Annotated in this window: 19 protein-coding genes; 6 read left to right on the top strand and 13 right to left on the bottom strand. The window is 72.6% G+C overall.

Annotated features, from left to right (window positions below; all coding sequences use genetic code 11):
• The gene (locus tag ACIHIX_RS31955; RefSeq protein WP_399962263.1) at positions 1–777 is read right to left on the bottom strand and encodes a carbonic anhydrase; all 777 of its coding nucleotides are present in this window, start codon (positions 775–777) and stop codon (positions 1–3) included.
• A gap of 246 nt (positions 778–1023) precedes the next feature.
• Here ACIHIX_RS31955 and ACIHIX_RS31950 point away from each other — a divergent pair, with 246 nt between their 5' ends.
• Positions 1024–1773, top strand: coding sequence for a hypothetical protein (locus ACIHIX_RS31950; RefSeq protein ID WP_399962261.1), 750 nt, complete (start codon positions 1024–1026; stop codon positions 1771–1773).
• A gap of 248 nt (positions 1774–2021) precedes the next feature.
• Here ACIHIX_RS31950 and ACIHIX_RS31945 read toward each other — a convergent pair whose 3' ends face one another.
• Genes ACIHIX_RS31945 through ACIHIX_RS31935 form a run of 3 tightly spaced genes read right to left on the bottom strand, consistent with a single transcriptional unit; the run spans position 2022 to position 4744 of the window.
• Positions 2022–3038, bottom strand: a complete 1017-nt coding sequence (locus ACIHIX_RS31945) for a zinc-binding dehydrogenase (RefSeq protein ID WP_399962259.1) — start codon at positions 3036–3038, stop codon at positions 2022–2024.
• 11 nt (positions 3039–3049) lie between these two features.
• Positions 3050–3910 (bottom strand): fumarylacetoacetate hydrolase family protein, encoded by an 861-nt coding sequence (locus tag ACIHIX_RS31940; RefSeq protein ID WP_399962257.1) that lies wholly within the window; start codon positions 3908–3910, stop codon positions 3050–3052.
• Between the two features lie 6 nt (positions 3911–3916).
• The gene (locus ACIHIX_RS31935) at positions 3917–4744 is read right to left on the bottom strand and encodes an IclR family transcriptional regulator (protein WP_399962255.1); all 828 of its coding nucleotides are present in this window, start codon (positions 4742–4744) and stop codon (positions 3917–3919) included.
• 51 nt (positions 4745–4795) lie between these two features.
• Between ACIHIX_RS31935 and ACIHIX_RS31930 the strand changes: the two genes are divergently transcribed.
• The gene (locus ACIHIX_RS31930) at positions 4796–6508 is read left to right on the top strand and encodes an IlvD/Edd family dehydratase (RefSeq protein ID WP_399962253.1); all 1713 of its coding nucleotides are present in this window, start codon (positions 4796–4798) and stop codon (positions 6506–6508) included.
• A 199-nt stretch (positions 6509–6707) separates the two neighbouring features.
• Here the strand turns inward: ACIHIX_RS31930 and ACIHIX_RS31925 are convergent, their stop codons facing one another.
• From ACIHIX_RS31925 to ACIHIX_RS31890, 8 genes are all read right to left on the bottom strand, one after another.
• Positions 6708–7616, bottom strand: coding sequence for a GlxA family transcriptional regulator (locus tag ACIHIX_RS31925; protein ID WP_399962251.1), 909 nt, complete (start codon positions 7614–7616; stop codon positions 6708–6710).
• Positions 7617–7626: 10 nt separating this feature from the next.
• Complete coding sequence (locus ACIHIX_RS31920; RefSeq protein ID WP_399962249.1) at positions 7627–8226, bottom strand: cysteine hydrolase family protein; 600 nt, start codon at positions 8224–8226, stop codon at positions 7627–7629.
• A 98-nt stretch (positions 8227–8324) separates the two neighbouring features.
• Positions 8325–8924 (bottom strand): dihydrofolate reductase family protein, encoded by a 600-nt coding sequence (locus tag ACIHIX_RS31915; RefSeq protein WP_399962247.1) that lies wholly within the window; start codon positions 8922–8924, stop codon positions 8325–8327.
• A 12-nt stretch (positions 8925–8936) separates the two neighbouring features.
• On the bottom strand, positions 8937–9770 hold the full coding sequence (locus ACIHIX_RS31910; RefSeq protein WP_399962245.1) for a metalloregulator ArsR/SmtB family transcription factor: 834 nt from the start codon (positions 9768–9770) through the stop codon (positions 8937–8939).
• Positions 9771–9812: 42 nt separating this feature from the next.
• On the bottom strand, positions 9813–10958 hold the full coding sequence (locus ACIHIX_RS31905) for an MFS transporter (RefSeq protein ID WP_399962539.1): 1146 nt from the start codon (positions 10956–10958) through the stop codon (positions 9813–9815).
• A 126-nt stretch (positions 10959–11084) separates the two neighbouring features.
• Positions 11085–12071: a hypothetical protein gene (locus tag ACIHIX_RS31900; RefSeq protein WP_399962243.1), complete on the bottom strand. Its 987-nt coding sequence runs from the start codon at positions 12069–12071 to the stop codon at positions 11085–11087.
• On the bottom strand, positions 12071–12658 hold the full coding sequence (locus tag ACIHIX_RS31895) for an RNA polymerase sigma factor (protein WP_399962241.1): 588 nt from the start codon (positions 12656–12658) through the stop codon (positions 12071–12073). The genes ACIHIX_RS31900 and ACIHIX_RS31895 overlap by 1 nt, the downstream gene beginning before the upstream one ends.
• Positions 12636–12866: a hypothetical protein gene (locus ACIHIX_RS31890; protein ID WP_399962239.1), complete on the bottom strand. Its 231-nt coding sequence runs from the start codon at positions 12864–12866 to the stop codon at positions 12636–12638. Before ACIHIX_RS31890 ends, ACIHIX_RS31895 begins: the two co-directional genes overlap by 23 nt.
• Before the next feature lie 156 nt (positions 12867–13022).
• Here ACIHIX_RS31890 and ACIHIX_RS31885 point away from each other — a divergent pair, with 156 nt between their 5' ends.
• Entirely contained in the window at positions 13023–13415 is a 393-nt protein-coding gene (locus tag ACIHIX_RS31885; protein ID WP_399962237.1) for a hypothetical protein, read from the top strand.
• 46 nt (positions 13416–13461) lie between these two features.
• Here ACIHIX_RS31885 and ACIHIX_RS31880 read toward each other — a convergent pair whose 3' ends face one another.
• Complete coding sequence (locus ACIHIX_RS31880; protein ID WP_399962235.1) at positions 13462–14046, bottom strand: heme-binding protein; 585 nt, start codon at positions 14044–14046, stop codon at positions 13462–13464.
• 311 nt (positions 14047–14357) lie between these two features.
• Between ACIHIX_RS31880 and ACIHIX_RS31875 the strand changes: the two genes are divergently transcribed.
• The 3 genes from ACIHIX_RS31875 (at position 14358) to ACIHIX_RS31865 (ending at position 16657) form a co-directional block, all read left to right on the top strand.
• Positions 14358–15521, top strand: a complete 1164-nt coding sequence (locus ACIHIX_RS31875; protein WP_399962233.1) for a sensor histidine kinase — start codon at positions 14358–14360, stop codon at positions 15519–15521.
• Positions 15518–15748 carry a hypothetical protein gene (locus ACIHIX_RS31870; protein ID WP_399962231.1) on the top strand — a complete coding sequence of 77 codons (231 nt, stop codon included), beginning with the start codon at positions 15518–15520 and terminating at the stop codon, positions 15746–15748. Before ACIHIX_RS31875 ends, ACIHIX_RS31870 begins: the two co-directional genes overlap by 4 nt.
• A 237-nt stretch (positions 15749–15985) precedes the next feature.
• On the top strand, positions 15986–16657 hold the full coding sequence (locus ACIHIX_RS31865; RefSeq protein ID WP_399962229.1) for a response regulator: 672 nt from the start codon (positions 15986–15988) through the stop codon (positions 16655–16657).
• Positions 16658–16662 lie beyond the last annotated feature (5 nt).

The following is a 16662-nucleotide window of genomic DNA, read 5'->3' as shown; positions in this document are numbered from 1 at the left end:
TCACCGTCCCGTCGCGGGCGCCCCGTTCAGGACGTCGACCCGGCCCGTGTCCAGTGAGTAGTAGGCGCTGACCACGGCCAGGCCGCCCTGCTTCGCCAGCGGGGCGAGGGAGGTGTTGCTGCGCAGGGCCGCGGCGGTCTGCCGGGCGTGGACGCGGATCATGGTGTCGACGGGGTCGTCGGTCTTCTGCTTGAGCGTCGCCGCGTAGGCGGTGCGGAGGGAGTCGGCGATCGCCTGGAGGTTGCCGGGCAGGGTCGTCCGGTCGTGCAGCGCCTTGTACGCCGCCTTGATCGCGCCGCAGCGCTGGTGGCCCAGGACCACGATCAGCGGGGTGCCCGCCGTGACGGGGCCGTACTCGACGGAGCCGGTGACGACCGGCGCGACCACTTGGCCGCCGGTGCGTATGACGAACAGGTCGCCGATGCCGGTGTCGAACACGAGCTCCGGCGGCACCCGCGAGTCGATGCAGGACAGGACGACGGCGTACGGCTTCTGCTCCTCGGCGACGGCCTCGCGCCGGCGAGGGTCCTGGTCGGGGTGGAGCAGCGCGCCCTTCACCCAGCGCCGGTTGCCCTCCATGAGCCGCGTGAAAGCTCCCGCGGGAGTGGAGGGACCCGTGCTCGCCGAGGCGGAGGGGGTCGCGGTCGCGCCCGCGGCTCCGACCTGGGTGACCTGCGGGGTGCCCGCGGCCGACGAACAGCCGGTCAGCAGGGCGGCGGTGGCCGCCAGGCCTCCGGTGACGACGGTCCTGCGCTGTGGGTGTGCGGTGATGCCCATGAGTGCTGTTCCCCTCCGGCTTTCGGTGCCGTGCTGAAGGCCGCTTCTCTTTGGTGGAGCGGCTGTTGTCACTCTCGCCAGCCGCGGGGAAGCGCGGATGCAGCGGTCGTACAGGGCAGGGGAAGGAATGATCCAAAACGCGGAGCGTGGCGAACGGGAAGAGAAGAGATGATGGTTGGTCACGCCAACCCGGCCAGCTCCTTGGTTCAGGGCAACCTTTCGGCCACCTCGGCAGTCGAAGCGATCATGTCCCAGATTCTCAACGGCCGAGGTGTCAGCGCCCGGTTCGACTCCGACGGGGTCCACATCACGCGCTCCGACCACCAGGTCGACATCCCGCTCTCGGCGATCCAGGACGTCCGTGCAGCGCAGGCGCGGAGCCTCGAGATCCTGCTCACCGACGGCACGGCCCACCGGGTGGAGGGCGGCAACCCGACGGCCACGGCCGCCTTCGTCGCCGCGCTCGTCCCGCTGCTGCCCGCCGAGCGGGTCCCCGGGGCCGGCGCCGTGGTCACCGACACGGAGTCGTCGCACGACTGGGGCCTGTACGCGATCATGGCACTGGGCGCGGCGCTGGCCGTGGCCTACCTCGGGTACGCCGGGTGGGTCGCCTTCGCCCATGGCTCGCGCGTCCTCGGGGTCGTCCTCGGCCTCGTGCCGTTGCTGGGCGGTCTGACCATGCTCGGGGCCGGGCTGGCGGAGACGGTCCGCCGGACCGTGCTGAGTCGACGCGGGATCACCGTCCTCGCCAAGGCGGTGGCCAAGGACGGCAAGAAGACGGTGTACGGCTACACCGACGCCGACGGCGCCACCCATCGCTACACCTGCAAGCGCACGCTCCAGCGCATCCAGCTCGCCTACGACCCCGCCCGACGCGTGAGCGACGCCCACGCGGACTGGCTTCCCTTCGTGGTGGGCCGGGTCTTCGTCAAGGTCGTCGGAGGCGCGTTCTGGGGGGTCATCGGCGCGCTGATGGTCTTCGGCGTGCTGTGGTGACGGAGCGTCGCGTGGGGCGTGCCGCTGGCAGCAGCGCGGAGGGCACGACAGCATGACAAAGGGCCCGCTCCGCGAGTTGCACGGAACGGGCCCCAGTCCTTGAGCGCCGGGCAGGCCTTGCACCTGCATTTCCCCGCAGGAAGCGGGGCGTCTTTCCTTGGACCACCAACGCAGTGCCGGTGTGCCGCAGTTGCGGTGACCGGCTCAAGATCAAGCATACCGTATGTACGGCGGTGGCCCCGACCGTGTCAGCCGCGGCGGGGATCGACGAGGATCTTGGGGCCGAGGCCCGCGTCCGCCGGGCGCTTCCCGGCGAGTACGGCGCCGACGTCGGTCAGCGCGACCGTCGCGGCGACGAGGGGCCGGGGATCGACACTGCCCTCCGCGTACGCCCGGATCGCCGCCTCCAGACCGGGAGACGCGGACAACACGCCCACCGCGGTGACGTCCTTGAGGGCCAGGGTGCGGGTGTCGACGCGGCTGGGTTCGCCGGACAGGCCCACGTACACGAGACGTCCCGCCGGCTCGACCAACCGCAGGGCCAGGCCCGGCAGATGGGCGGCGTTGGAGGCGTCGACGACCGCGTCGTAGGGAAGGTCGGGGACGGTGTCCTCCCGCCAGACGTGCGCGAAGCCGAGTGCGCGGGCGAAGGCGAGGGAGGCGTCGGTCGCGCCCATCAGGTGGACCTCGGCCCCGGCGGCCCGGACGAACATCGCGGTGAGCAGGCCGATCGTGCCCGGGCCGAGGATCAGCACCCGGTCACCCGGACCGCAGGCCGTGGCCCGCGCCGCGCGCAGGGCGTTGCCGCCGGGTTCGACCAGGGCGCCGAGTTCGGCGTCGACGCTGTCGGGCAGGGCGTGCAACGAGGCGGCGGGGACGACCAGTTGCTCGGCGAGGGCGCCGGGGCGGTCGCCTCGTACGCCGACCTCCTGCCGTGTGTCGCACACGTGCTGGTGGCCGCGTCGGCAGCGGCGGCAGTCGCCGCAGCCGAGCATGGTGTCCCCCATGACGCGCCGGCTGAGCCACGCGGGGTCCACACCGTCGCCGACCGACACGACGCGGCCCGCCCACTCGTGGCCGAGCCGCATCGGATAGGCGGCGTGGCCCTGGTGGAGGTAGGTCATCGCGCCGGTGAAGAACTCGACGTCGGTGCCGCACACGCCGACGCGTTCGACGTCGACGACGGCCTCGCCGGGGCCTGGCTTCGGAGCCGGGACCTCGTGGACCGCGTACTCCCCCGGTGCGGTGAGGACGAAGGCACGCATGGGCGGGCGGCTCACCGCGGGGCGAGCACGTGCTGGCGCTGGGTGCCGAGGTGCTGGATGCCGAGTTCCATGACGTCTCCCGGCTGGAGGTACACGGGCGGGTTGAGGCCCATGCCGACGCCGGGCGGGGTGCCGGTGTTGATGAGGTCACCGGGTTCCAGGACGAGGAACTGGCTGAGGTAGTGCACGATGAAGTACGGGTCGAAGATCATCGTCTTGGTGCTGCCGGTCTGGCGGCGTACGCCGTTGACGTCCAGCCACATGTCGAGCGCGAGGACGTCGTCGATCTCGTCGGCGGTGGCGAGCCAGGGCCCCGCGGGGTTGAAGGTCTCGGCCGACTTGCCCTTGGCCCACTGTCCGCCGCGCTCCAGTTGGAAGGCGCGTTCACTGACGTCGTTGACGACGACGTACCCGGCGATGGCGTCGCGGGCGTCGTCCACGGAGTCCAGGTAGGCGGTGCGGCGGCCGATGACGATGCCGAGTTCGACCTCCCAGTCGGTCTTGGCGGACCCGCGCGGGATGCGCACGTCGTCGTTCGGGCCGATCAGGGTGTTGGGCGACTTGGTGAACAGGATGGGCTCGTCGGGCACGGACATGCCGCTCTCGGCCGCGTGGTCGCGGTAGTTCAGACCGATGCACAGGATCTGGTGCGGGCGGGCGATCGGAGCGCCGATCCGTTCCCCGGCGAAGCGGGACACCTGACCGGCGGCCACCCGCCCGGCGACGACGGGGCGGACGCGGTCGATGCCGCCCGAGCCGAAGAACGCCTCGTCGAAGTCGGTGACGGTGTCGGAGAGATCGACGTAGGTGTCGGCGTCGATTCGGGCGACGGGCTTCTCGGCGCCGGGCGCGCCTATGCGCATGAGGTGCATGGTGTTTCAGTCTCCAGGGGTGAGCGGGCGGTGCGGATCGCCGAGAAACCCGAGCGTGGCGCGGATCTCGTCCACCGCGTCGACCAGGGTCCGCAGGGGGGTTCGGTAGGTGAGGGCGCTGACGCTGACGGCTCCGGACGGCGCGGCCGGCGAGGTGGCGTAGAGGGGTACGGCGAGGCAGTTGACGCCGGTCTCGTTCTCCTCGTCGTCCACGGCATAGCCGCGCTGCCGGACGGCTTCCAGGTCGCGGTGCAACTCCTCGGCCGTGCACCGGGTCCGCGGGGTTCGGCGCTCCAGCGGCGTGCGGCCGATCCAGTGCCGTACGGCGTCGAGTGTGTCCAACTCGTGGGCGAGCAGCAGCTTTCCGACGCCGGTCGCGTGGGCCGGGTTGCGGCCGCCCACGGTGGAGGTGAGGCGGACGGCGCCGGTGGGCGGGTCGACCTTGGCGCGGTAGACGACCTCGCGTCCGTCGAGGACCGCGTAGTGGGCGGTCTCGCCGAAACGCGCGGCGAGCCTCCGGAGCAGCGGGCCGACGCGGACGTGGTCCGGGCGGGCCTCGTGATGGGCGAAGGCCATGCGCAGGAACTCGTCGCCGAGCACATAGCGGCCTCGGACGTCCTGGTCCGCGAGTCCGGCCCGGCGCAGGGCGCCCAGCGCCCGGTGCACGGTCGGTTTCGGGCTGCCGATCACCCGGGTCAGCTCTTCGAGGCCCACGCCTTCGGGGTAGTGGGCGAGTTGTCTGAGGACGGCGAGCACACGGTCCGAGCCCACCAGGCGTGGGGAGTCGTCGTCACCGGGGTCTGTCGAGCCGTCGTACGTCTGCGTATGCTCCATGGCGTTCCACAGATTAGACCTAGGTGTCGATTGTTGGAAGGGAGCTCCGGAGTGACGCTCCGCAGCGCGCAGTGGTACGGCGGCCAGGACCGCAACGCCTACATCCACCGGGCGTGGATGCGCCGCGGTGTCCCGGACGACGCCTTCAGCGGGCGTCCGCAGATCGCGATCGCCAACACCGCCTCGGACCTGACCCCTTGCAACGCGCATCTCAACGAGGTCGCCGCCTCGGTCCGCGACGGTGTGTACGAGGCGGGCGGCATCCCGCTGGACCTGCCCGTGGTGTCGCTCGGCGAGACGAACGTACGGCCCACGGCCATGCTGTGGCGGAACATGGCGGCGATGGCCACCGAGGAGATGCTCCGCGCCAACCCCATCGACGGCGTGGTGCTGTTGGGCGGCTGCGACAAGACGATCCCGTCGCTGCTCATGGCCGCCGCGTCGGTGGATCTGCCCGCGGTCGTCGTACCGGGCGGCCCGATGCTGAACGGGACCTTCCGTGGTACGCCGCTGGGCTGCGGCACCGATGTGTGGCGGCTGTCGGAGGAGGTGCGGGCCGGCACGCTCACCCAGGAGCAGTTCACCCGCTCCGAGTCGGCGATGATCCGCAGCCGTGGGCACTGCAACACCATGGGCACCGCCTCGACGATGGCACTGGTGGCGGAGGCGCTCGGCACGGTCGTACCGGGAGTCGCCGGGACGCCCGCGCCCGACAGCCGACTGCTCCAGGCCGCGCACGGTACGGGCCGGCTGGCCGTGGACATGGTCGCCGCCGACCGACGGCCGGGCGCCTTCCTGACCCGGGCGAACTTCCACAACGCGATCGTGGCGCTGGCCGCGATCGGCGGCTCCACCAACGCCGTCGTCCATCTGCTCGCCATCGCCGGGCGGTTGGGCATCGAGTTGAGCCTGGACGACTTCGACCGCGTCGGCTCGCGGGTGCCGGTCCTCGTGGACCTCCAGCCGGCCGGACGGTTCCTCATGGAGGACTTCCACCGCGCCGGAGGGCTGCTCGCGGTGCTGCGCGAGGTCCGCGACCTGCTCGACCCGCAGGCGCTGACCGTCACCGGCGAGCCCCTCGTGAAGTACCTGGACGACGCCCCCATCTGGGACCCCGAGGTCATCCGCACCCGCGCCGAACCCCTCGTCGCCGAGGGTGGCATCGCGGTGCTGCGCGGCAATCTCGCCCCGCGCGGGGCGCTCGTCAAACCCGCGGCGGCCTCCCCGCATCTGCTGCGCCACCGCGGGCGGGCCGTGGTCTTCGACAGCATCGAGGACTTCCACGCCCGTATCGACGACCCGGACCTGGAGGTGGACGCCGACTCGGTCCTCGTCCTGCGCGGCTGCGGGCCCAAGGGGTATCCGGGCATGCCGGAGGTGTCGAACATGCCGCTGCCGAAGAAGCTTCTGGAGCAGGGCGTCCGGGACATGGTGCGGGTCTGCGACGGCCGGATGAGCGGTACGGCGTACGGGACGGTCGTGCTGCACGTGACACCGGAGGCGGCGGCGGGTGGCCCGCTGTCGCTCGTGCGGACCGGGGACTTCATCGTCCTCGACGTCGAGGCCCGCCGGATCGACGTCGACGTACCGGACGACGAACTCGCCCGCAGAACCCCCGACAAGGCCACCGTCGCCGGTTTCGCCAACCCGCGGCGCGGCTGGGAGCGCCTCTATGTCGACCATGTGCTCCAGGCCGACACCGGGGCCGACCTGGACTTCCTGGTGGGGTCCAGCGGCTCCGAGGTGACCCGGGAGTCCCACTAGGGCCTGCCCGGCGGATCAGGTCGCAGACGCGGGGCCTGGGACGCCCAGCCGCGGCGTTGTCGTCGGTTGCCGACGCTCCGCGTCGCCGCCCTCCTCCGCCTTGCAGCTGGACGCCCCAGGCCCCGCTCACCGGCGTCAATGAGGTGCCGCGCTTCCCTGCGACCTGATCCGCCGGACAGGCCCTAGCGCACGGGAGTTCCTAGGCGGCCCGGGCCCGCAACCGGCGCAGCATGCGGGCGTCCTCGAAGCCGACCGAACGGGCCGCCGCGTCGAGGGTGGCGCCGTGGCTGATGAGGTGCTGGGCGCGTTCGAGGCGGAGGGTCTGCTGGTAGCGCAGCGGGGTCAGGCCGGTGGCGCGGGTGAACAGACGGGTGAGGGTGCGTTCGCTGACGCCGGCGGCCGAGGCGAGGGCGGGCAGGGGAAGCGGCCGGTCGAAGCGGGCGTCGATGAGGTCCTGGACGCGGTGCACGGTGTCGTCGAGGTGGGAGCGGTGCCGGAACATGGCGCTGGACTGGGATTCGTGGCCGTTGCGGCGGGCGTAGACGACCATGTCCCGGGCGACCTTGGCGGCGACGGCCGGTCCGTGCCGGCCGGCGACCAGGTGCAGGGCGAGGTCGATCCCGCTGGCGATGCCCGCCGAGGTGATGACCCGGTCGTCGGCGGTGAACAGGACGTCGCGGACGACCATCGCCCCCGGGTGCCGGGCGGCGAGTTCGTCCTGGACGTCGTGGTGCGTGGTGCAGTGGCGGCCCTTGAGCAGGCCTGCCTGGCCGAGTGCCTCGGCTCCGGCGCAGACGCTGGCCACCGTTCCGCCACGGGCGTGGTGGTCGCGCAGGGCCCGCAGCGCGGGGGCGCCGATCGGTGGCGAGTCGGCCAGGGTGACCGCGCGCCAGCCGGGGACGATCACGAGGTCCTCGGTCCCGAGCTCGGGCCAGTCGACTCCGGCGACCAGCGGCAGGCCCTGCGCGGTGGGGACCTGCGATCGCTCGGCGACGTAGGTGAGGGTGTAGGGGTGCCCGAAGTCGGCGGCCGTGGAGAAGACCTGCGCGGGTCCCGCCAGGTCCAGCAGATGGACTCCGGGCACCAGGAAGAAGACGACGTGGCTCACGATCCGGTCATCATGCCGGACGCCGGGCCGCGGCCTCAAGGCCCTCGACGGTGGCGATGGTGGCGAAGCGTCCGGCGAGCGCGTACTCGGTACGGCGGACCACCTCGTCGGCGGGCAGGGTGCGCGGGTCGGCGAGCAGTTCGGCGACGCTCAGGTCGGCGGGGGCGTCGCGGTGCGGGACGGGGTTGGTCGCCGTCGCGTCGACCACGAACGTGACGTCGTAGCCGAGGTCGCTCGCGACGCGCGCGGTGGTCTCCACGCACTGCTCGGTGCGGATGCCGCAGACGGTGAGTTCGCGGATGCCCCGCTCGGTCAGCAGTTGCTGGAGGTTGGTGGTGGTGAACGCGTTGTGCGAGGTCTTGTGGAGGAGCGGCTCGCCGTCGCGCCGCTCCAGCTCCTCCATCAGCCGGACGTGGCCGAGGGCGGGGTCGAAGACATCGGCGCTGCCGGGCTCCGAGTGGAGCACCCACACCACCGGCTCCCCCGCCTCGCGGGCCAGCCGGACCAGCCGGTTCACCTTGTCGGTGATCTTCGGGTCGGAGATGGTCTCCCACAGCGGGCGGGCGCGGAAGGACTCCTGGACATCGATGACGATCAGGGCTCGGGTCATGTCCCCAGCGTGGCCCCTGAGAGCCGGGCGGTGACAGGCCGGATCGGGTCCGGGGACGGACCGATCCGGTCACCGACCTCTCGTTGCCCGTGCGGTGGTCAGCGCACCCGGTCGTAGATCAGTGCCATCTCGCCCGACTCGCCGACGTCCCGGTGGGTGAGCGTCCACTTGGAGGCCGGCAGGCCGTCGTCGAACAGCCGCTCCCCGCCCCCGGCGATCTCGGGGCAGACGATGAGGTGGAGCCGGTCGAGCAGGTCGGCCGCGAGGGCGGCCTTGATGACGCTCGCGCTGCTGTTGATGAGGATGTCGCCCTCGCCGTCGGCCTTGAGGTCGGCGAGGACCTCCGCGGTGGGGGCGTTCACCACGCGGGCGCGGCTCCACGGTGCTTCGGTCAGCGTGGTCGACAGGACCACCTTCTCGGTGTCGACCAGCCACTTCGCGTATCCGCGGTCGCGCGGGTCGGCGTTGTCGTCCTCGGCGACCGTGGGCCAGAAGCCGAGGAACCCCTCGGCGTTGCGCCGGCCGAGCAGCACGGTCGTCGCGTGCTCGTGGATACGGGTGAGGTGGTTCCGCGCGACCTCGGTGATCGCGTACGGGACGATCGCGCCGAGGTCGCCGGGCCCACCGGGGCCGTTGAACCGTCCGTCGAGGGTGAGACTGATGTTCGCGGTGACCTTGCGGCCGGTCGAGTCGCTCATGGCTGCGCTTCCTTATCCGTTGGTCCGTGCGTCGGTCGTGCCCTTGGTGGTGTGCGCCGCGCCGAGGGTGTCGGCGAGGTTGTCGAGCACCCGCTCCCAGCCGGTTCCGATCCCGGCGACGTAGGGGGCTGATGCGACGGTCGTGTCGGTGATGCGGAGGTCGAGCCGCAGCCGTGTCCCGTCGGGGACGTCGGTGAGGTTCAGGTCGTAGTGGCCGGTGAACGAGACCGCGCCCGCGGCGTCCAGCACCGAGAGGTCGAACACGAGGTGCTCGCGGTCCGTGGCAGTGTGGACCCGGCCCTCGGAGCGGTAGCGCCCTTCGGCGTCCCGGTACTCGAGGACGGCCGTCCCGCCGGGCCGCGCCTCCAGGACGCACTCGGTGATCGTCATCGACGGCGGGGCCCACCAGGACCCGAGCAGGTCCGCGTCGGTCCAGTGGAGCCACACCAGGTCCCGGGGTGCGGGGAGCACGCGCTCGAACGAGAACGTACGTCCGTCCGCCCACCGTTCCCGGTCCGCCGCCGCGGTCTCCGCCTCGATGGCGGCGCGGTAGCGCGCGATGACATCCCGCTCGCCCGCGTGTGCTCCGGCGGTCTCGACCAGGGCCCGCAGCCGTTGCTCCAGAGCCGCCAGGGGTGCGGTCTCGACCGCGTAGACCCGGCGTTGCCCCAGCGGGAAGACCGTCACGAGGCCGGCCCGGGCGAGGGTCTGCAGGTGCTTGGTGGTCTGGGGCTGGCGCAGCCCGGTCAGTTCCGCCAGTTCACCGACGGACCGGGGGCGCTCGACGAGGAGTTCGACGATGCGCCACCGCGCTCCGTCTCCCAGGGCTGCTGCGATCCGTTCCATGCCCTGAAGTATTCACTAGACAGAATATTCTCGTCAAGGAATTCAACGAGGGCGATTCGTGTACGCCGCGACCGCCATCACCACGAAGGAGACCGCGACGATTCCGGCGCCGACGAAGAGCGGTGCCCGGTACCCCAGGCCCGCCGAGAGGGCGAGTCCGCCGAGCCAGGCGCCGAGGGCGTTGCCGACGTTGGACGCGGACACGTTGGCGCCGGCCGCGAGGGCCGCGCGGTGGGCGTGGTCGGTGACACGGGTGATCATGCCGGGGACGGCGGCGAACCCGGTCAGCCCCAGCAGGAAGACCAGGACGACGGAGGCGGGGGCGTTGGCGGCCAGCAGGCCGAACGCGGCCAGGGTGACGGTCAGTCCGAGGAGGGCGAGCAGCAGGGCGCGGTCGCGATCGCGGTCGGCCGCTCGCCCGCCGATCACGTTCCCGACGACGAGGCCGACGCCGTACACCATCAGCAGCCAGGCGACGTCCGCCGCCGAGAAGCCGCCGACCTCGGTGAACGTGTAGGCGAGATAGCTGAACGCGCCGAACATCCCGCCGTAGCCGAGCGCGGTGGCCGTCAGGGTCAGCCAGACCTGCCAGGAGCGGAAGGCGCGGAGCTGGGTGCGCAGGTCGGTGGGCGGGACCTGTCCCGCCCACGCGGGCACCAGGGCGACGATCCCCGCCAGCGCCAGCACGCCGATCGCCGTCACCGCCCAGAACGCCGACCGCCAGCCCCAGCGTTCGCCGACCAGCGCGCCGAACGGCACGCCCAGCACGTTCGCCAGGGTCAGTCCGGCGAACATGACCGCCACCGCGCGGGACTTCCGCTCCGGCGCGACAAGGCTACGGGCGACCAGGGAGCCGATGCCGAAGAACGAGCCGTGGCACAGGGCCGCGACGATCCGCCCGAGCATCATCACCCGGTAGTCAGGCGCGACGGCGGACAGCAGGTTGCCGACGACGAACAGTGCCACCAGAGCGACCAGGACCCGCTTGCGGGACAGGCGTGCCGTCGCCGCCGTGAGGACGATCGCGCCGACCGCGACGCTCAGCGCGTACCCGGAGATCAGCCGCCCCGCCACCGCCTCGGACACCGCGAAGTCCGAGGCCACCTGCGGCAGCAGTCCGGCGATCAGGAACTCGGTCAGGCCGATGCCGAAGCCGCCCAGCGCCAGCGCGACGAGACCGGGCGGCAGCCGCCCGGCGGGCTTGCCGTGGAACGTCCGTACCGCGACCTCGAATCGGCTCATGATCCACCCTCGCCCGGGATGGCGGGCCGGTCCATGGACAAAGCCCGTCGCCCCTTGGACGAACGAACCCGCTCACGCCTGGGCGTGGATGACCGTGTCGGAGGGTTCGGCGGCGACGATGAGGACACCCCGTTCCTCGCCCGAGGGCAGGGAGGCACGCCGGATCAGGTCCTCCCACTCCCCCGGCCATTGCGTGGTGTCGTCCCACAGGATGCCTTCGAGGCGTACGCCGTCCAGCTTGGCGGTGCTGAGATCCGCGCCGACGAAGTCGCTGCTGGCCCGCTCGACCTCGGCGACCGCCTTGGCGAGGGCGTCGGCCTGGTCGCAGCCCTGGGTCAGGTCGTCGATCAGGTCCTGCGCGATGGCGTCGACCCCGAACTGGTAGGCCGGCGTGGCCGGTTCGAGGGTGGCGATGGCCGGCGCCAGCTCCTCGTCGAGCAGTTGGCGAATCCGGTGCAGGTCGTGCAGCAGCCGTTCGGCCGGCTCGGCGAGGGCCGACTCGACGGCCACCAGATAGTCCAGTCCGGTGAGTGTGACCGGGGAGCGCTGTGGCTTCGGCATCCGGGACAACTCCCGCAGATGTTCGCGGAGTTGCTCCACCACCGATGCCGCGTCGACGACGGTTCGCGCGGTGTCCTCCAGAAGGTCGCTCAGATTCTGCACGAGGCGTACGGCGACCCGCATGCCCTCGGCCAGATCGGCGGGCCAGTAGCGGTGGGCGAGGCGGAGGGCCTGCTGGCGGTATTTCACCCGCACCGGCGAGGGGCGGTTGGAGAGCGGACCGCGTTCGGCCAGGCGTGCCTCGTGCGCCAGGTCGCGCCGGGCGAGGGCGGCACGGGCCTCCCGGGAGCGGCGCCGGCTGACGGCGGTGCCGACGGCGCGGTGGGTGGCGGCCAGCAGCCGGTCCAACGCGAGGTCCGGGGTGCGCAGTTCGGGTGGGCCGCCCTGTGCGGCGAGGCGGTCGGTGACGGCGGTGCCGAGCCGCCGGTGGGCCCTCATGAGCAGCGCGTCGAGCCGGTCGGGACCGTCGAGGTCGGATGTGCGCGGGTCGCGGTCCATCACGTCGCCCTCCTCTCGTCGCCGAAGCGGCCTTCCAGGCGCAGCCCTTCCCTGAGGGCCGCCCTGGCCCGGGCCAGGTTCTGGCGTACGGCCGCCTGTGTCGTACCCATCGCGCGGGCGCTCTCCTCGGTGGTGAATCCGTCCAAGTGCCAGGCCAAGGCGGCCCGTTGCTTGGCCGGCAGCTGGAGCAGCAGGGACATCACCCGGCGTTCCTCCTCTTCGAGCTCGGCGGCGTGCGCCGGGGTCTGCCAGCGCAGATGGGTCTCGGGCTCGGGCATCTCCGCGCAGGCGTCCTCGGGTTTGACCTGCTGACTCACCCAGGACCGCCAGGCCACCCTGCGCAGCCAGGCGCGCGGATGGGTGATCGACAGATCCGGCGCGCACATCTGGGTGAAGGCGTCCTGTGCGGCGTCCTGTGCCTCCACCCAGGAGGCGCCCTGGAACAGCAGGAAGCGGACCAGCGCCGGGTACTGCTCGTGGTGGAGCGCCTCGGCGAGTTCGATGCCGGGGAGCGGGACCGTACTGGTCTCGACGTGGTCGGCGCGATCGACGGCGGTGTCGATGTCAGTGCTGAGCGCGTCCTCCATGGCCGCTCCCCCCGTTCCGGCCGACACGGGCTGGGAGGGGGTGCTGGGCCGTCCATCCGGTGGCGCTGCGGATCCGGTCGGTCTGCCCGTCCTCGGCGATGCGCGCCCGCTCCACGCCGGCGCTCAGCCGCCGTTGCGCGACCTTCACCATGCCGTTGACAACGCTGACGGCCACGGTCACCACCGCACCGACGATCACAGGATCCATGCCGTACCTGCCCCTTCCGGAGGTATCGCCCGGGCACCACCCGGGCATCGAACGCACCACAACAGTGCTGATTTATCCGGGAGTTGTGACATTCGGCTGGTCACAGGGGTGTGTACGGGGCAGGCTGTACCCATGATCGGGAGGGGGAGGGGCGGAATGTCCCCGAGGGTTCTTCACGACCCGGCGTCCGGTGAGATGGACCTCAGCGCCTCGGCCGCCGAGTTGCACCGGCTGGCGCGTGCCGTGGCCGAGGGCGAGGGCCTGCTGTGGACCACGGCCGGGCCGGACGGCGACGCCCTGGCGGGGGTCGAGATCAGCGACGCGCCGGGCCCCGGCGTCCGCATCGGCCTGGACCCCGCCCGGCGTGTCCTGCTCATCGCCGGCGACGGCGACGCCCGGGCCCTCCTCTCGGCCAACCTGCACGACATGGCCGACGCGGAGGACGGCGGTCACCTCCACGTCGACCACTTCCCCGACCACCCCTATCTGGCCGAGGGATCCCTGCCGCTGGTGGTCAACAGCCCGCACGGGGGCATGCCGAGGGCCTGACACACCGGTCAGCGGCAGGGATCATGCCGAGGTCCTGACACCCGGGTCAGCGGCCGGCGGCCACCGCCTCCGCGCCCGCCTGCGCGAACTTCTCGTCCAGCGCGCCGGACGGGGCGCCCGCGACGCCGATTCCGGCGATGGGCGCGTTCTGGGCGGTGACGGGGACACCACCGGCCAGGAACAGCGTGCCGGGGATGTCCTTCAGGTTCGGCGCCTGCTTCAGGCGCTCGGCCAGCTCCGAGGTGGGGGCGTTCCAGGAGACCGCGGTGTAGGCCTTGCGCTCGGCGGACTCGTAGGACTGGGGGCCGGCGCCGTCGCCGCGCAGGGTCACGAGCGTGTTGCCGTTGCGGTCGACGACGGCGACCGTGACGCGCTGGTTCTCCTTCTCGGCGGCGTCCAGCGCGGCCTGGGCGGCGCGGGTGGCGGCGTCGATCGTCAGGTGGGTGGACGTGGTGGTCGCCTTGGCCGGGGCGGAGACCGCGGCGGCAGCGGCGGGCGCCGCGGCCGGTGCGGAGGCGTTGGCGGAGACCGCCCCGAAGCCCGCGAGGGCGACGGCGCCGAGCACGGCACCGCCGAGGGCGACACGGGCGCGGCGGGAGACCTTCTTGTGCTGGGGCTGCACGGCGTTCATGGGTCGGTCGACTCCTTCGGTGGGCGGGCGGCCCGGTTGCCGTCCCGTTTCCTGCTCTCCACCCTCGGCCCGGAACCGGGCCCGGACGGTCGACGTTCCGGCTCGCTCGGGAGCGCGGACGGATGACAGGGGGGTCATCCGATCGGTTGACCTGCGCGGCCCGCGTCGCCGGTGACAATGGAGGTGTTTGCCCAGTTCAGCGCCCACAGTGAGGAAGGGAGGCGAGCCCCCTGAAGCCGGACCGCACGCAGGACCGCACACCGGACCGCACACCGGACCGCACGCCGGGCCACCCGGACGAACCGAGCGCCGTGGACACCCGGTGGCTCGGCCTCGTGCTGCACGCGGCGTTCTTCCTGCTGCTCGGCGGCGCGCTCGCCCGGTTCCTGCTGCGTCATCCCGGCGAGCCGCGCACCCCGTGGATCATCGCGCTGTGCGTCGTGCTCGTCGTCCTGCATCTGCTCGGCCCGAAGGCGGGCCGCCCCGGTCCGCGGAACTCGGCCTGGCTGGCGCTGGTCGTGGTGGTGTGGATGGTGCTGGTCGTGCTCGCGCCCAGCTTCGCCTGGTGCGCGGTGCCCCTCTTCTACACGGGGCTGCGCACCCTGCCGCCCCGCGCGGCCCTCGTCCTCGTGGCGATGCTGACGGTGTTCGTGGTGGCCGCTCAGGTGCAGCTCGGCGGGCGCTTCGACCCGAACCTGGTGCTCGCGCCGCCCGCGGTCGCCGCGCTCGCCACGGCCGTCTTCCTGCAGATGGAGCGGCAGACCGACCGTCAGCGCGCCCTCATCGACGACCTGCTCCGCACCCGGCGTGAACTCGCCGCCTCGGAACGCCGCGAGGGCACCCTCGCCGAGCGGGAGCGACTCGCCATGGAGATCCACGACACGCTCGCCCAGGGTCTGTCCAGCCAGCGGATGCTGCTCCAGGCGGCGGACCGGGTGTGGGACGGCGAACCGGACAAGGCCCGCGCCCACGTACGCACCGCCGCCTCCGTCGCCGAGCACAACCTCGCCGAGGCGCGCCGCTTCGTCCACGACCTCGCCCCCGCCGACCTGGCCCGCGGCGGCGGCCTCGCCGAGGCGCTGCGCGCGCTGGCCGTCCGGGAGTCCGGCGCGCAGTGGACCGTACGCGTCCATGTGGACGCCGACGACGAACGGCTCGCCAGGCTGCCCGACCGCGTCCAGTCCGCCCTGCTGCGGATCGCCCAGGGCGCTCTCGCCAACGTCCGCGAGCACGCGGGGGCGAGCGGTGCCGCGCTCACCCTCACCCTCCTCGACGACGAGGTGGTCCTGGACGTCTCCGACGACGGCCACGGCTTCGACCCCGCCGCGCTCCCCGACTCCCCCGTCGAACGCGGACACGGGCTCCCCGCGATGCGCGCCCGACTGCGCGCTCTCGGCGGCACACTGACCGTCGAGTCCCGCCCCGACGAGGGCACCGTCGTGTCCGCCGCCGTCCCATTGGGGGCACCCCGATGACGACGCTGTCCGACTGGGACACCCCGATGACCACGCTGTCCGACTGGGGCACCCCCGAGGAACGCCGCTGCCTCCTGGAAGCCGGCCCGATGACCTGCCGCCACAACCCCCAACAACGCTCCGCCGAGCACCGCCACGCCCCCGAAGGCGCCCTCGATGACCACCACTGTCCCCCGGACGCCGACCCTACGGCCTGCCGCCACGCCCCCCGAAGACCACCGCGATGACCGCCGCCCCGGCAGACACCCCGATGCCCCCCGCCGCCCCCTGGACGCCGACACGACGGCCTGCCGCCACAACCCCGACAAGCACCGCCACCACTCCCCCGAAGACCACCACGATCACCACCGCCCCGGCAGACACCCCGACGACCCCGCACGCCGCCCCGGCAGACGCCCCGATTCCCCCCGCTGCCCCCCGCACGCCGACACGATGACCGCAGTTGCCCCAAGGAAGGCGCCCCGATGACCTCCGACCCCGCGTCCGCGATGCCCCCGGGCCCCGCATCCGCCGCCGTCCGCATCCTCGTCTGCGACGACCACGCCGTCGTACGGGCCGGGCTGCTCGCGCTGCTCGACAGTGCCCCGGACATCGAGGTCGTCGGGGAGGCCGGCACCGGTGAGGAGGCGCTCGCGCTGGCCGGGAAGCTCACGCCGGACGTCGTGCTGATGGACCTCCAGCTGGGCGAGGGCATCGACGGCGTCGAGACCACGCGCCGTCTCACCTCCGCGCCCGGCGCCGCCCCGCACGTCCTTGTGCTGACGACGTACGACACCGACGCCGACATCACCCGCGCCATCGAGGCCGGCGCCACCGGCTACCTGCTCAAGGCCGAGCGCCCCGAAGAGCTGTTCGCGGCGATCCACGCCGCCGCCGGGGGCCGCACCACCCTGTCGGCGCCCGTCGCCGGCCGCGTGATGGCCAACCTGCGCAAGCCGCCGCCCACCCTCACCGACCGGGAGCGCGACATCCTGGCCCAACTGGCCCTGGGCATCGGCAACCGGGACATCGCCCGCGCCCTCTACATCAGCGAGGCCACCGTCAAGACGCATCTGCGCCGCGTCTACGACAAACTCGGCGTGGACACCCGCGCGGGAGCGGTGGCGGTCGCCAAGGAGCGCCGGCTGCTGCCGTGAGGGTC

The organism is Streptomyces sp. NPDC051913, assembly GCF_044593635.1.
Classification (GTDB): Bacteria; Actinomycetota; Actinomycetes; order Streptomycetales; family Streptomycetaceae; genus Streptomyces.
Note: the sequence above shows the minus strand (reverse complement) of the source record. Positions and strands in the feature narration are given on the sequence as shown.

What these genes read in the sequence shown, in the direction of transcription:
- ACIHIX_RS31955 (WP_399962263.1), bottom strand. Translation starts at nt 777, where the DNA reads ATGGGCATCACCGCACACCCACAGCGCAGGACCGTCGTCACCGGAGGC.
- ACIHIX_RS31950 (WP_399962261.1), top strand. Translation starts at nt 1,024, where the DNA reads ATGTCCCAGATTCTCAACGGCCGAGGTGTCAGCGCCCGGTTCGACTCC.
- ACIHIX_RS31945 (WP_399962259.1), bottom strand. Translation starts at nt 3,038, where the DNA reads ATGCGTGCCTTCGTCCTCACCGCACCGGGGGAGTACGCGGTCCACGAG.
- ACIHIX_RS31940 (WP_399962257.1), bottom strand. Translation starts at nt 3,910, where the DNA reads ATGCACCTCATGCGCATAGGCGCGCCCGGCGCCGAGAAGCCCGTCGCC.
- ACIHIX_RS31935 (WP_399962255.1), bottom strand. Translation starts at nt 4,744, where the DNA reads ATGGAGCATACGCAGACGTACGACGGCTCGACAGACCCCGGTGACGAC.
- ACIHIX_RS31920 (WP_399962249.1), bottom strand. Translation starts at nt 8,226, where the DNA reads ATGACCCGAGCCCTGATCGTCATCGATGTCCAGGAGTCCTTCCGCGCC.
- ACIHIX_RS31915 (WP_399962247.1), bottom strand. Translation starts at nt 8,924, where the DNA reads ATGAGCGACTCGACCGGCCGCAAGGTCACCGCGAACATCAGTCTCACC.
- ACIHIX_RS31910 (WP_399962245.1), bottom strand. Translation starts at nt 9,770, where the DNA reads ATGGAACGGATCGCAGCAGCCCTGGGAGACGGAGCGCGGTGGCGCATC.
- ACIHIX_RS31900 (WP_399962243.1), bottom strand. Translation starts at nt 12,071, where the DNA reads ATGGACCGCGACCCGCGCACATCCGACCTCGACGGTCCCGACCGGCTC.
- ACIHIX_RS31895 (WP_399962241.1), bottom strand. Translation starts at nt 12,658, where the DNA reads ATGGAGGACGCGCTCAGCACTGACATCGACACCGCCGTCGATCGCGCC.
- ACIHIX_RS31890 (WP_399962239.1), bottom strand. Translation starts at nt 12,866, where the DNA reads ATGGATCCTGTGATCGTCGGTGCGGTGGTGACCGTGGCCGTCAGCGTT.
- ACIHIX_RS31885 (WP_399962237.1), top strand. Translation starts at nt 13,023, where the DNA reads ATGTCCCCGAGGGTTCTTCACGACCCGGCGTCCGGTGAGATGGACCTC.
- ACIHIX_RS31880 (WP_399962235.1), bottom strand. Translation starts at nt 14,046, where the DNA reads ATGAACGCCGTGCAGCCCCAGCACAAGAAGGTCTCCCGCCGCGCCCGT.
- ACIHIX_RS31870 (WP_399962231.1), top strand. Translation starts at nt 15,518, where the DNA reads ATGACGACGCTGTCCGACTGGGACACCCCGATGACCACGCTGTCCGAC.
- ACIHIX_RS31865 (WP_399962229.1), top strand. Translation starts at nt 15,986, where the DNA reads ATGACCTCCGACCCCGCGTCCGCGATGCCCCCGGGCCCCGCATCCGCC.